The organism is Portibacter marinus, assembly GCF_021533195.1.
GTDB lineage: Bacteria > Bacteroidota > Bacteroidia > Chitinophagales > Saprospiraceae > Portibacter > Portibacter marinus.
This window is the reverse complement of the sequence record NZ_JAJNKB010000006.1, coordinates 167,439-180,641: the sequence shown is the minus strand read 5'-3', so window position 1 is coordinate 180,641 and position 13,203 is coordinate 167,439. Positions and strand designations below refer to the sequence as shown.

General features: G+C 40.6%; 10 protein-coding genes. 6 read left to right on the top strand and 4 right to left on the bottom strand.

The genetic code is table 11. The features are described from left to right. The first annotated feature begins 15 nt into the window (after positions 1–15). Positions 16–1,362: a c-type cytochrome domain-containing protein gene (locus tag L2567_RS14755; RefSeq protein ID WP_235298568.1), complete on the top strand. Its 1,347-nt coding sequence runs from the start codon at positions 16–18 to the stop codon at positions 1,360–1,362. A gap of 58 nt (positions 1,363–1,420) precedes the next feature. Here L2567_RS14755 and L2567_RS14750 read toward each other — a convergent pair whose 3' ends face one another. Further along, positions 1,421–4,564: a hypothetical protein gene (locus tag L2567_RS14750; RefSeq protein ID WP_235298567.1), complete on the bottom strand. Its 3,144-nt coding sequence runs from the start codon at positions 4,562–4,564 to the stop codon at positions 1,421–1,423. A gap of 224 nt (positions 4,565–4,788) precedes the next feature. Here L2567_RS14750 and L2567_RS14745 point away from each other — a divergent pair, with 224 nt between their 5' ends. From L2567_RS14745 to L2567_RS14735, 3 genes are all read left to right on the top strand, one after another. Continuing rightward, complete coding sequence (locus L2567_RS14745; RefSeq protein ID WP_235298566.1) at positions 4,789–6,321, top strand: GH3 auxin-responsive promoter family protein; 1,533 nt, start codon at positions 4,789–4,791, stop codon at positions 6,319–6,321. Continuing rightward, positions 6,308–6,637 carry a hypothetical protein gene (locus tag L2567_RS14740; RefSeq protein WP_235298565.1) on the top strand — a complete coding sequence of 110 codons (330 nt, stop codon included), beginning with the start codon at positions 6,308–6,310 and terminating at the stop codon, positions 6,635–6,637. Before L2567_RS14745 ends, L2567_RS14740 begins: the two co-directional genes overlap by 14 nt. Positions 6,638–6,759: 122 nt before the next feature. Then, positions 6,760–7,305 (top strand): tetratricopeptide repeat protein, encoded by a 546-nt coding sequence (locus tag L2567_RS14735; protein ID WP_235298564.1) that lies wholly within the window; start codon positions 6,760–6,762, stop codon positions 7,303–7,305. Between the two features lie 42 nt (positions 7,306–7,347). Here the strand turns inward: L2567_RS14735 and L2567_RS14730 are convergent, their stop codons facing one another. Both L2567_RS14730 and dinB read right to left on the bottom strand, forming a co-directional pair. After that, positions 7,348–8,166 (bottom strand): hypothetical protein, encoded by an 819-nt coding sequence (locus tag L2567_RS14730; protein ID WP_235298563.1) that lies wholly within the window; start codon positions 8,164–8,166, stop codon positions 7,348–7,350. Positions 8,167–8,315: 149 nt separating this feature from the next. Continuing rightward, positions 8,316–9,554: a DNA polymerase IV gene (gene dinB / locus L2567_RS14725; RefSeq protein ID WP_235298562.1), complete on the bottom strand. Its 1,239-nt coding sequence runs from the start codon at positions 9,552–9,554 to the stop codon at positions 8,316–8,318. Between the two features lie 90 nt (positions 9,555–9,644). On the opposite strand from dinB, the gene L2567_RS14720 reads away from it, so the two are divergent. Together L2567_RS14720 and L2567_RS14715 are read left to right on the top strand one after the other, a co-directional pair. Further along, a complete protein-coding gene (locus L2567_RS14720; RefSeq protein ID WP_235298561.1) occupies positions 9,645–10,427 on the top strand; it encodes an XRE family transcriptional regulator in 783 nt (260 codons plus the stop codon). A gap of 91 nt (positions 10,428–10,518) precedes the next feature. Beyond that, positions 10,519–11,982, top strand: a complete 1,464-nt coding sequence (locus tag L2567_RS14715) for a M20/M25/M40 family metallo-hydrolase (protein ID WP_235298560.1) — start codon at positions 10,519–10,521, stop codon at positions 11,980–11,982. A 27-nt stretch (positions 11,983–12,009) separates the two neighbouring features. Here the strand turns inward: L2567_RS14715 and bshA are convergent, their stop codons facing one another. Next, entirely contained in the window at positions 12,010–13,149 is a 1,140-nt protein-coding gene (gene bshA / locus L2567_RS14710) for an N-acetyl-alpha-D-glucosaminyl L-malate synthase BshA (RefSeq protein ID WP_235298559.1), read from the bottom strand. Positions 13,150–13,203 lie beyond the last annotated feature (54 nt).

The window sequence follows — 13,203 nt, the reverse complement described above, 5'->3', positions numbered from 1 at the left end:
AGACAATCACAATCTATGGAATTTGATTTTTCGATTTTTGTAGGGCGTTTTCATCCCCTTTTCGTTCACCTTCCCATCGGTATTATCATTGTAACTTTGGTGTTAGAGGTCATTGGAAAAGCAGGTAAGAATACACTCGCATGGCTTTGGTTTTTTTCCTTTGCTACAGCACTCTTTAGCATCTTTACAGGATGGCAGCTGACCCAGGGTTCAAGTTATCCGCAAGATTCATTGTTCTGGCATAAATGGTTAGGCATCACTGTTGCTGCAATTTCGGCTGTGCTATGGCTACTGACTGCCTTTACTGAAAATTACAAGCATAATGCCACTTGGATACTTAAAGGAGCGCTTGCCATTATCTTATCTATTGGAGGTCATATCGGTGGACAGTTGACTCATGGAAATGATTATCTCGTAGAAGCTGCTCCCGGTTTTATAAAAAACTTGGCAGGTTATGATGTTCCTAAGCCACTTGATCTTTCCAATATACAATCTGATTCAATTGTGGCTTATCAACACCTCATTTATCCTGTTTTAGAGCAAAAGTGCGTACAATGTCACAATCAAAAATCAGCAAGTGGTAATCTGGATATGACAACCCCACAAAGCCTTATGGAAGGTGGTGATGGAGGTGAAGTGATCGCTGCAGGTGACGCTTCGGATAGTGAACTGTTTAGAAGAGTAACACTGAGTCAAAACAATATTAAATTCATGCCCACCAAAGGTGTTCCAATGACTTATTATGAAATGGAATTACTAAAATGGTGGCTGAATTCAGGTGCAGATTTCGAAGCAAAGGCTTCTACCTTAGAAATGAGTACAGATGTGATCAAAGGCATTCAGAAAAAATATAATGTGGATTTCTCTCCGAGACCCTGGTACGAGAAAGAGCAAGGACCAAAATTGGATACCTCAGCCATAGAAGCATTCGCCAAAAGTGGGTTCAAGGTTACAGATTTAAGCGGTAGCGATAACTTCTTAGAAATTGGTTTAGTGGGCAATGAGGTCAATGGCAGCGTTGATTTCGGTAATATATCTGAAAATGTTTTGATTCTAGACCTCAAGAATTCAAATCTTGAGGATGAAACTTATAGTAAGATCTCATCTCTAAAAAACTTGATTCGACTGCAATTGAATAATACAGACACTGACTCTGACGATGTATTGAAAATTGATGCCTTGCCCAGGCTGGAGTCGATAAACTTATATGGAACGCAGATTGATGATAGGGCATTAGAGCACTTGGCGAACTTCCCCTCACTTAAAAGGGTTTATACCTGGCAGACCAATGTGACGCCTGGGGGAATAGCACAACTCGCCTCTAAAAGACCTGATATTATTGTGGAAAATGGCATCAATTAAAAATGCCAATGTTTAGGAAAGTTTTTGACATATCTTTCTCAAACATTGGCACCTAATTTTACCAACCCGGAATCAAATTCAAACCAAAGGTTCCTCTCGCGCCATCCTGTATGGGTATGGCGAAGTAAGGCTCTGCAATCAAATAGCCAAATAGATTTACCCTCATAGACAAGCCTGCCGACATTAAAAGCGCGGGCCTCCTGGTTTCCACTGTAGTAGTAGGAATGCCATCATTTCCAATTCTTGTTACCTCCACTACTTCTCCATCTCCAGTCAGATGCGAAAATTCATCAAAACTGATTCCTGCATCATAAAACAAAGCCAGATCTGTGAAAATATATTTAGAGCCAATTAATGACAACTGTTTTGGTCCGGTAAATGGCATTCTAATTTCGCCGCTGGCCATGAAAACTTTTGTTCCCAAGACCTGTCCGAAAGCCACATCATAATTATTGAGAAGGTCTGTGGCACCATTGAATAATGAACCATATCCCCTGACAAATCCCATTTGACCTATATAAAACGGATAAATGCTATTGACCTCCTGTTCAAATCTGGAATAAGCAAAACCTCGTAAAGCAAAACTGAATGGTTTGGCCCACCAGTACTTTCTGGCATCGACTAATCCACTAAGATAATTATCAGTACCATAGTGCTGTTCAAAGCCTATTCTGTATCGATGACCTTTCAGAGGAGAGGTCAATCCAAAGTTGGAGTTATCTCCTACCAAGGCAATGTTAAAACTTTCTTTCCATCCCTTGACCAAACTAAAGTACCTATCAAACTGGATTCGATCACCCACAGGAATTCTTTCTCTATCCTGAAAAACTTGTCTGCTAAAACCTCTAACCTGATCATATTGAAGATAATTAGTGTAAAGATCTTGTCTGAAACTCCTGTAATTCACTTCCAGACCAGCTTCTAATCGTAAACTTTTAGAAAATGGAAGGTGGGCAAATACGGTCGCCCCATCGTCAAATATTCTAAGGATATTGAGATTTTGCTTCACATTGTAAAAGAAACCATTGGGAGCAGTTTCGCCATCCGGATTCACTTCAAAGTTCTGGAATCCAGTCCGAAGAGGAACGTGAGAAAGCCCCACACCATAAGCGATCTTATTTTTCCTATTAATATAGGTTACCCTTCCGCCAGCATCGTAAATTTCTCCATTCAATGCCGCCTGTACAAAAATCTGATTGTTTCCTAAAATATCACCGAATAACATATCTATACCTCCTGCCAGGCCGGTATAGTTGCCAAAGGTTGTGTTGCCCACAGCAACTCCTGTACCACCACCAATGTAGTCTAATTTAAATTTTGGCCTATAACCCACTTCCTTATAAACCTTGAGATCTGAAATTCTCATGGCTCGATCCATCACTTCCAGTTGATTGTTCACCAACTCTCTCCTATTTAATCCCTGAACAGGAAGAGTTCCGGCATCAAAATTTACATCGTTAGGATTTACAGGTCTGTTCAGTAGATTGTCGCTGGTGGTCTTATAAATATTGTATTTATGATCGAAATAATTGGTCATCAAAACCCGGTCTCTTCTTCGGGAAGCAGCAATTGCCGGAGAGTATTCTGTGATCCCACTTATTCCTACTATCAGATCAGTCATCTGTAGAACTTCACCTGTGTTAACCATGTATTTATACATATTTCTATAACCATCGCGGTCGGATAGAAAGTAAATATTACCCTCGTGGTCAAACGTAGGATTGAGATTATTAGCCCCTCTGAAAACATCCAGAATGACACTTTCTCCGGTTTTCAAATTTCGTATGGCAATATCAAAGGTGTATTTTCCATTTGTGGTACCATTTCTGACCGAGTTTTCGTCCGTAGCATAAGTAATAAATTCCCCTGTTTCATCACTGCTCGTGTGTATTTCGCTGAATATGTCATCAGTAATTTTACTCGCACGATTTCTCCTGATGTCATATAGGTAAAGGTCCGTCTGACCTTGATCCATACCGGTCAATACGATTTCATTGCTATTCGGTGTCCATGAAGGATTTGTAAAAGCAGGAAGATCAGGGATCTTGTTGGAGCTTACGGTTTTTCCTGTCTCCACATCCTTAATGACCAAAATATTTTGACCTCTGCTAAAAGCCACATAAGCGAATTGCCTACTATCTGGGGACCATGTACCTGCAGACTCCAGGAAATTAATATCATCGATATGGCTGTCCGTTGATCTGGAAGAAATCCTTCTGATGATCTCACCTGTTTGTGCATTGGCCAGGTACAATTCTGTAGAAAACAGATCTTTTTCTGATAAGAAAATGACATATCTGCCATTCGGACTTAATGCGGGCGACACATTCATTCTACCAGCATTGTCCTCGCTAATTAATTTTTTTCCGATGAAATCCTCTTTCTTGTCCCTGACATACTTATTGAAATGGTTTTCCAATGCACTGACCCACTGGTTGTCCAGATTGTCAATCGACATGTTCAGCACGGAATCAGCGGCTGCCGCTAATCCATATTTCGCCGTCATCATAAACATAGGCTCGATCACATCATCTCCATACACTCCTGTTAAAAAGGACCAAAAGGCCTGACCATAGCGGTATGGAAAGTATTTAGGATTGATTAAGTCCTTCAACTCAGGTATGTCGTCACTTACCACCGCATCTCTGATCCACATTGCAGTATAAGTATCCGAATCACCCTTAGACATGTACTCTGCCAAGCCCTCCACCATCCAAAGTGGTAAGTTTTGCAAATTTTGTAAACTCGTGCTATCTCCGGTGATGATTTTGTGGTATTGGAAAGCATGGACCAATTCATGTCCAAGAACATGATTTGTTTGTTGCGTTGTAAAGGTAATCGGCATCACCACCCGATTTTTCAAACCTTCTGTGACCCCACCTGTTCCTATTCCGATGGATCCCGAAATGGCATTAGTTTGCTGAAAATCCGCATGATTATTGTAAAAAATGATTGGATTGTTTTTCTCAAAGGTGTCCTGAAAAATTCTGGCATGCATTCTATACCAAAGCTCCGTCTGGAGCGCAAGTTGCTTAAGCAAATCAGGGTTTTCCAGGTAATGATATATGTCGAAGTGCTCTGTTTCCTGAACGTGAAAATCAAAGCTTTTATAGCGTGGCTTATTTTGTCCAAAATACTGTGCTTCGACAGTGATGATCGACCCTAAAACCATAAGCATGGTCCATATAATGTGTTTTCTCATATCTCTATTATTATAGTAGGATAACCAATTCATATACTTAAATCATCTAAGATTGGTTCGACCTAAAGCCTCAAAAATCAGTGACTTAAGTACATGCTATAACATATTTCAATAACAAATGATTATGTTAAATCAAGTCTCAGGAATTATTTAATATGATTTTAACAGAGTTTAATATTTTATTTGGATTGCTATCTTTATTGCCTGGATAAAAGGGTATATCATTGAAAGCAGTATTTAACAAGATCATTAGCACCTATCTGGAACGACGGTACCAAAGCGTACAGCATTTCATGGAGCACCCTATCCAGACACAATTGAGAACTTTTAATTATCTGATTGGTAAAGCTTCTAATACTGAGTGGGGAAAAAAACATCAATACAGTTCGATCAATTCCAGAATAGAATTTAGAAATAAGGTGCCTCTCAATGAGTACGACGATCTGGAACCTTACATTTTAAGAATGATGAATGGCTCTTTCAATATTCTATGGCCTGGATTCGTAAATTGGTATGCCAAATCATCCGGAACTACATCCAGTAAAAGCAAGTTCATTCCTGTTCCTAAAGAAAATCTAAGGGGGTGTCACATTAAAGGATCCTGGGATGTGGTTACCCTGCTATACAAAGGACGAAGCGATGCTCGTGTTTTTGAACGAAAGAATTTGGTCATGGGTGGTAGTCTCAGCAATTATGAGAAAAATCATATGACCACTTACGGAGACATCTCAGCCATCATGTTGTATAATATGCCACTCATCGGACGACCCTTTTATACTCCAGATTTTAGGACGGCTCTGCTTCCTAATTGGGATGAAAAGATTGAAAAAATGGTGCAGATTTGTTCTAAAGAGGAAGTTACCATGTTTGGCGGAGTACCATCCTGGACGATCGTACTGTTCCGTAAAATACTGGAAGCGACAGGAAAAGACAATATCCTGGAGGTTTGGCCTGAAGTTCAAGCCTATGTACATGGTGGAGTAGGGTTTGAACCCTACCGAAGCACTTTTGAACAATTTATCCCAAGTGATGACTTCACTTACCTGGAAGTCTATAATGCATCAGAAGGATATTTTGCCATACAGAATGATCTGAAATCTAAGGATTTGCTACTATTACTGGACAATGGGATCTACTATGAATTTCTCCCTATGAGTGAATTTGAGCAGGAAGATGCCAGGACCATTACGCTTGAAGAAGTTGAACTGGATGTCAACTATGCCATGGTCATTAGTACCAATGCAGGACTTTGGAGGTATATGACCGGTGATACGGTTAAGTTTACCTCTTTACAACCTTATAAAATCAAGATAACTGGTAGAACCAAACATTTTATCAATGCTTTCGGAGAAGAAGTCATGGTGAGTAATACTGACAAAGCTTTGGCCATGACTTGCAAGGAATTTGATGTAGAGATTGCCGACTATACCGTAGCTCCGATCTACTTTAGCGAAGGGACCAAAGGTGGTCATCAGTGGTTGATTGAATTTGAAAAAAATCCCGACAACCTGACGGATTTTAGTGAGCACCTGGATCTCAACTTACAAAAGGTGAATTCGGATTATGAGGCCAAACGTTATAAAAGTATGGCCCTGGAAAATTTGACCATTGAAGCACTTCCAAGGCATACTTTCTATAAGTGGATGGAAAAACGTGGTAAATTAGGTGGTCAGAATAAAGTGCCACGGCTCTCTAACAATCGGAAGTACGTGGATGATATTCTTAATTTTATGTCGGAGGTTCATGGATATCAATAGCGAATCATACCTGCAGATCAAAGGTGCCCTGGAGATTCCCAATCATGCCAAGGAAGAAATGAGTGAAGAGGAGATGGTAATCCAGATCGAGCGAAGAGTAGCTGAATTGATGGAACAAGACTTTGGATTGTTGATGAGCTATCTATATCGATTGGACGTTTTAGAACCTCATATCAATGGATGCCTTGATCCTGAATCCCCTATTCATCCGTATACCTGTTTGGCTCATTTAATCTGGAACAGACAAAAACAAAGGGTCCAAACCAAATTTAAATACCGTTCTGATCATGATGTAGAAGAAGGTTGGGAATGGTAGGTACTGACCTAAATAAGAATAGGGCGACCAATGAAAAAGGAAGTGCATAACACGCCGGAGAGAATATACTGAAAGCCTCTGTTTTCAAGTATGAAAAGAAAATTTGAAAAAAATTGCAAGACATGGAAAAGAAAAAAGGACCGAAAGGTAAAAGCACTTTAAGAAGAGCAATACTTATCATTATAGGTATCTTACTTTTGGCTGCCTCCATCATTGGGTATAACTTGGAGAAAACGAAAAAATCTCCTGAGGGTATATTTGCAGCACATTATGAAGTGTATCCGAATGTATACCATCCGGTAACTGTAGGGAACAGTGACCTGATGACCAGGGCATTTGCGGCATACGAAAATAAGAATTTTAAAGAGGCTGCCGAATTGCTGGAAGAGCGAATTGCTACTAGTTCAGCCATACCACTAAAGTTCTACCAGGCAATCGCTTATGGAGAAATGGGAAACCTCCCTCTTGCCATAAAAAATCTGGAAAATATTCGGAGGTTTGATTCACCCTACATTGCAGAAAGTTACTGGTATCTAGGACTGTACTATACCAAACTTGGCAACAAGGATGCTGCCGTGAAACGCTTGCAGGAATTCTATGAACATTCTGACAATCCGGAAAGAAAAAAAGAAGCTGCAGATATCATTCACACGCTGCAAGGCGATTAATCGATTACTGCATTCATTATTACAATATCGCTGGAAGAGATCTTACTGTGTCTTACTGTTACTAGAGGTCATTATTTTTCTTCTAATCTCCTGACGCGCTAAATTCGCACCTTCTTCCGTTTTCCGATTGGCTTCCTCTGCATTACCTAGCATGTCGAAATATCTGGTCGGATCGTCCAGCATCAAATCCTCAATCGATTTGTAGTGATCTACTGTGGCATACCGCTCCTTAAATTCACTACCGTAGGGCATCAGTTTTCGTAAAACGACCCAGCCCTCTAACTTGTCATCAGCAATCCTGGCTTCATGGACAGGACTCCAGATGGACTGAACTTCTACGAAGTCGTCCGGGGTATAACCCTCATTAATCACGAAATAATTAAACTTGGCATATTCCCATGGTTTATCCTCTTCATCATTATCCAACATTTCATCCATTAATTGCCATACCTCCGTCTTGACCAAGGTTCTGGAATCTACCGTTTTGTTGTAGATTTTCATTTCTTCTTTCGACAGGATCGAGTTCAGATCTACTTGTGAAAATGCATTGTCAATAAAATTAGAGTACTGCTTGGGATCCTTGAAAGAAATTCTTGTCACGTAATTATAATCATATTGGTCACCACTTGGAGAGATCACTTCCTCTACAGTCCATAACTGATACATATCTTTTTTGATATTAGCCTGGTGAATCTTTTTCCAGACTCGCTCTACAGCCAGATAATCCTCCACATGGCCAGGCTTTACCTTCATGTAATCTACCCTACTAATGCTTCTGGATTGTTCTATTTGTCCATAACCCGAAATAGTGAAAAAAGTTAAGCTAAATGTGATGGTGAGAATTGCAAATACCTTACCCATGGCTCGTATTTTAAGATTAGAGCAATATCGCGTAATGAAATATACACTTTATTTGTTTTATTTCCAAAAAATCATTATTACCTATTGCAATTTGTTTTATTGGGAATATTATATACTTCTATTAGACTAATTATATGATATAATTGCACTTATGGTGTTGTGTTTAATTCCTTTGCATACTTCGCCCCTAGCAAAGATCCTGACCTGGATATATTAAGAGTTCGACCCATACTGTGTGCCAACTTGATGGCTTCGCTCCCATACTTTCTACGAATGTGATCCAGGCTTTGAAGCAAGTCGATTTCCTTCTCGCTTTCATCAAAAAGACTAATCTGATATTTACCTCTCACCAATCCAGAGAATCGGACACCCACTAAGCGAATCAATTGCCTTCGCTCGTATAGGTTGTCAAACAGTTCTTTAACCGTAGCAATCAAGAATTGATCGTTGGCCGTATAACTGACTTTCTTTTGACGTGTATACGTGTTAAAGTCTGCATATCTGATCTTTACTGTGATACAAGAACACAACTTTTCAGAAGCCCTTAACTCAAATGCCAGCTCTTCCACCATTCGCATCATAAGACTCTTGATGCTATCCAGATCCAAGGTATCCTCTGTAAATGTACGTTCTTTAGAGATAGATTTTTTCTCCGTATACGGAATCACAGGACTGTGATCAATCCCTTGTGACTTGTTCCACAAATCCCTACCCAGTTTACCAAATTCTCTTTCCAGCAGTCTCACCGGAATTGCTCCCAGCGTTTCCACCTTCTTAACGCCCATGAAGCATAACTTTTTATAAACTTCCTTGCCCACCCCTGGAATTTTTCGGGTAGACAAAGGTGCCAGAAAATCCTTTTCATAACCTACTGGAACAGTCTTCTCGCCATTGGGCTTACCCTCACCAGTACCCACCTTAGCTACCAATTTATTGACAGAAAGTCCAAATGAAATCGGCAGTCCAGTTTCCTTCATGATCCTCGTACGCAAAGCACTTGACCACTGTTGGCAGCCAAAGTATTTATCCATACCACTGAGGTCCAGGTAAAACTCATCCACTGAAGCTTTCTCAAAAATAGGTGCCTGTTCGGCAATGACTTCAGTGACCAAACCGGAGTAGTAAGAATAGCTATCCAGATCCCCTTTCAGCACGATCGCATGTGGACACAATCTTTTGGCTATTTTCATCGGCATGGCAGAATGTACGCCGTACTTTCGTGCTTCGTAGCTACAGGAAGCCACCACTCCCCTATTGCTGCTGCCACCGATCAATAAGGGCTTGCCAGCGAATGATGTATTTTTAAGACATTCTACCGAAACAAAGAAAGAGTCCAAATCAAGATGCAATACAGATCGATCAAACAATTGCGTCGCTTTTATCGTCATTTTATGTCGATTTAAAAGGCAATATCCGTATTTTTGAATCAATTTGCAAGCCATAAAATTAGGATTTCCGACAAAACCGACTTAATTTTGATGAATTTTACAACATATCAGCAACTTATGCTTGCAGAAAATTTAAAATATCTTCGTAAAAAAAATAAACTGTCGCAGCAGGAGCTGGCAGATACGATGAATATTCCCAGAACGACATTAGGGGATTATGAACGTGGCAAGACTGAACCTAATATTGAAACCCTAATTTGCTTTGCCTCTTACTATGGAATCAATTTAGACCAGCTGCTGACTTCTGACCTTTCACTCCAGGACTTTGAGATCATTAAGAACGAGGACTTTCGAGTCTTGGCCATTTCAGTTGATGCCGACAACAATGGAAATATTGAATTGGTGGACACCAAAGCAGAGGCCGGATATCTGGAAAGCTTCAGCGATCCTCAATACATCAAAGATCTGCCAAAAATTCAGTTTCCCAATATACCAGATGGCACCTACAGAGGTTTTGAGATCGAGGGCGATTCTATGTTGCCCATGGAACCTGGAAGCATTGTCCTTGCCTCATACGTCGAAAATCTCAGTCAAATAAAAGATAACAGGACTTATATCATCGTGGGAAGAAGTGAGGGTTTGGTCTACAAGCGAGTTGTACGTAATGAGAGTAGAAGATCATTGATTCTCATGTCAGACAACCCCATCTATGCACCTTATGAAATTAGTTATGGAGAAGTTGCAGAGATCTGGCAGTATTATGCCCACCTGAGCTTTTCCGATAAGAAACAGCAATTAGATAATCGCGTCGAAGAACGGATTATTGAAATTCAAAAAAATATAGAACAGATGAAAGATCTATTGCAAAACTGACACTTTCGTTGTGAAAATATTTGCCTTGTAACGCTCCGGGCCTCCGATAATTCGTTAAATTTTATAACTTCATTTACATTGGTCCTTCCAAATGAAAAAATTTATCGTCATATTATTGGTTGTTTTGATGACACTCACCCTCTTTCTAGTTATCAAAACCATGTTATACCAGGCCCCTGAAGATTCTACTTATGAACATCTGCATATCGACGTTGCAGATGAAGCTGTACAGAGGTTTGCCGCTGCCATTCGCATTCCTACCATCTCCTATCCCGATAGAATTGATACTTCGACCATGGAATCATTTTTGAAATACTTATCGAACACTTTTCCCTTGGTTTATCAGCATCTGGAAGTTGACACGGTGAGTGGATTTAGCTTGATTTTTAAATGGAAAGGTTCGGCTCCAACCAAAGATCCAGCCCTTTTTCTGGCCCACATGGATGTCGTACCTATTGATGAAGCGTCTGCTGCAAGTTGGCAATTTGAGCCATTCGCTGGGACCATTCAGGATGGTTACATTTTAGGGCGCGGCACCATGGACGATAAAGGTTCTGTGATCAGTATCTTAGAAAGTACGGAGCGACTATTGAAAGAAGGTTTTCAGCCAAGAGAAAGCATTTATTTTGCATTTGGCCACGACGAAGAAGTTGGTGGTAATAACGGCGCCGTTAAGATTGCCCACCGATTTCAGGAGCAAGGTCAGGAATTTAGTTTTATCATCGACGAAGGCCTGGTGGTCATTACGGATGGCTTATCAGGTATACAAAAACCGATTGGCTTAATTGGGCTGGCAGAAAAGGGCGCTATGAGTATGACCCTTTCGGTGGACCTGGACAAAGGTGGCCATGCAATGATGCCACCCAAAGAGACTGCCATAACGATACTCAGTGATGCGTTGGTCAATCTAAAAAACCATCCACCGGCAAGTCGATTTAACGCCTCCGTAGAAAAGATGTTTGAGTATATCGGACCTGAAATGAAGTGGCCTGAGAAATTATTTTTTGCCAACCAGTGGCTATTTAGACCTTTGATTGAAAATAGTTTAAGCAAAAGCAATGCAGCTAATGCCTTGATTAAAACCACATTGGCACCCACCATCATCAAAGGTGGCATCATGGACAATGTGTTGCCCTCGCATGCCGAAGCCACGATTAATGTTAGAATAGTTCCAGGAGAAACGGTAGCCTCGGTAGTGGATTATGTAAGGGATGTCATCGACGACCCCCGGGTAAAGATTAGTGCTGAAGCTGTCAATCAGCCCCGAAATCCTACTGCAATTTCTCCTACAACTAATGATGAATTTAAAACCATCAGAAAAAGCATCTATCAAGTATTCGGAGATGTAGTGGTGGCACCTGGGCTGGTCATAGGTGGTACAGATTCAAGACATTATGCAGAAGTATCAGATGCCATTTACAGATTTATGCCGGTGATGGTTTCCAATGTAGACCTGGAAGGTATTCATGGAGTCAATGAGAAATTATCGGTAGAAAACTATAAAAGGATGGTTGCCTTCTACGAGAACCTCATTAAGAATTTTAATCGATCCTGAATTAAGGCCACATTGACCTAAATCCTCCTATGCCTGAGCCATCATTTCCTCTATGACTTTCTGATAGAAAGATTCGTATTTCGGCAGAATATTATGGATATCGAAAGTTTTCGCATGAGCATATGCTGCTTCACTAAACTTGGAATGAACCTCAGGATCCTGCAAGATTTCTATGCTTCTTTTGGCCATTCCATCTACATCACCTACCGGCAGAGTATATCCAGTCTGACCATCAAGATTTAACTCCGGTAAGCCCCCGGCGTTGGATGAAATCACGGGAACGCCACAGGCCATCGCTTCCAAAGCTGCCAGTCCAAAACTCTCATTCTCTGATGGTATAATAAAGAGATCTGAAACAGCCAAAAGCTCCTCGACCGCAGACTGCTTGCCCAGAAATCGGATGTGTTCGCACAAACCCAGCTTTCTGCACAATTGCTCCAGGTTATTTCGTTCAGGACCATCCCCGATCAAAAGCAATTTCGCACTCATTTTTTCACTTACCTTCGCAAATGTCATGATGACGTCTTCTACTCTTTTGACCTTTCGGAAATTAGACGTGTGGGCCAGAATCTTCTCTCCTTCCGGGGCAATGGCCATCTTAAAATGGTTCTTGTCCAGTTTATTAAACCGTTCAAAATCAATGAAATTATAGATCACTTTGATATCATTGGTAATATTGAAGCTTTCGTAAGTTGCTTCTTTTAGATGGTTAGAAACAGCGGTGACTCCGTTGCTAAAATTAATACTGAATTCTACCACCGGGGAAAATGCAGGATCATTTCCTACCAGAGTAATATCCGTACCATGAAGCGTCGTGACAATCGGAATGTATTTACCCCTGCTTTTCAGGATTTGCTGGGCCATATAAGCCACTGCAGCATGAGGAATAGCGTAATGTACGTGTAGGATATCCAGGTTCTCATGAAGGACAATATCCACCATTTTAGAAGCCAGTGCCGTTTCATAGGGCTTGTATTCAAACAATGGATATTCGTATGTACTTACCTCATGGTAATAGACGTTTTCCATAAATGGAGTAAGACGTGCCGGACGCTTATAAGTCATGAAGTGCACTTGATGACCTTTTTTTGATAATGCAATCCCCAGTTCAGTGGCTACAACACCGCTACCTCCAAAAGTAGGATAACAAACTATTCCTATATTCATTCAATTATATTTTGTGATAAATTTACAGATAAAACGACAGGACGTCATAATATC

Coding starts and splice junctions, on each gene's coding strand:
- L2567_RS14715 (WP_235298560.1), top strand. CDS start 10,519: ATGAAAAAATTTATCGTCATATTATTGGTTGTTTTGATGACACTCACC.
- L2567_RS14720 (WP_235298561.1), top strand. CDS start 9,645: ATGAATTTTACAACATATCAGCAACTTATGCTTGCAGAAAATTTAAAA.
- L2567_RS14730 (WP_235298563.1), bottom strand. CDS start 8,166: ATGGGTAAGGTATTTGCAATTCTCACCATCACATTTAGCTTAACTTTT.
- L2567_RS14750 (WP_235298567.1), bottom strand. CDS start 4,564: ATGAGAAAACACATTATATGGACCATGCTTATGGTTTTAGGGTCGATC.
- dinB (WP_235298562.1), bottom strand. CDS start 9,554: ATGACGATAAAAGCGACGCAATTGTTTGATCGATCTGTATTGCATCTT.
- L2567_RS14735 (WP_235298564.1), top strand. CDS start 6,760: ATGGAAAAGAAAAAAGGACCGAAAGGTAAAAGCACTTTAAGAAGAGCA.
- L2567_RS14755 (WP_235298568.1), top strand. CDS start 16: ATGGAATTTGATTTTTCGATTTTTGTAGGGCGTTTTCATCCCCTTTTC.
- L2567_RS14740 (WP_235298565.1), top strand. CDS start 6,308: ATGGATATCAATAGCGAATCATACCTGCAGATCAAAGGTGCCCTGGAG.
- bshA (WP_235298559.1), bottom strand. CDS start 13,149: ATGAATATAGGAATAGTTTGTTATCCTACTTTTGGAGGTAGCGGTGTT.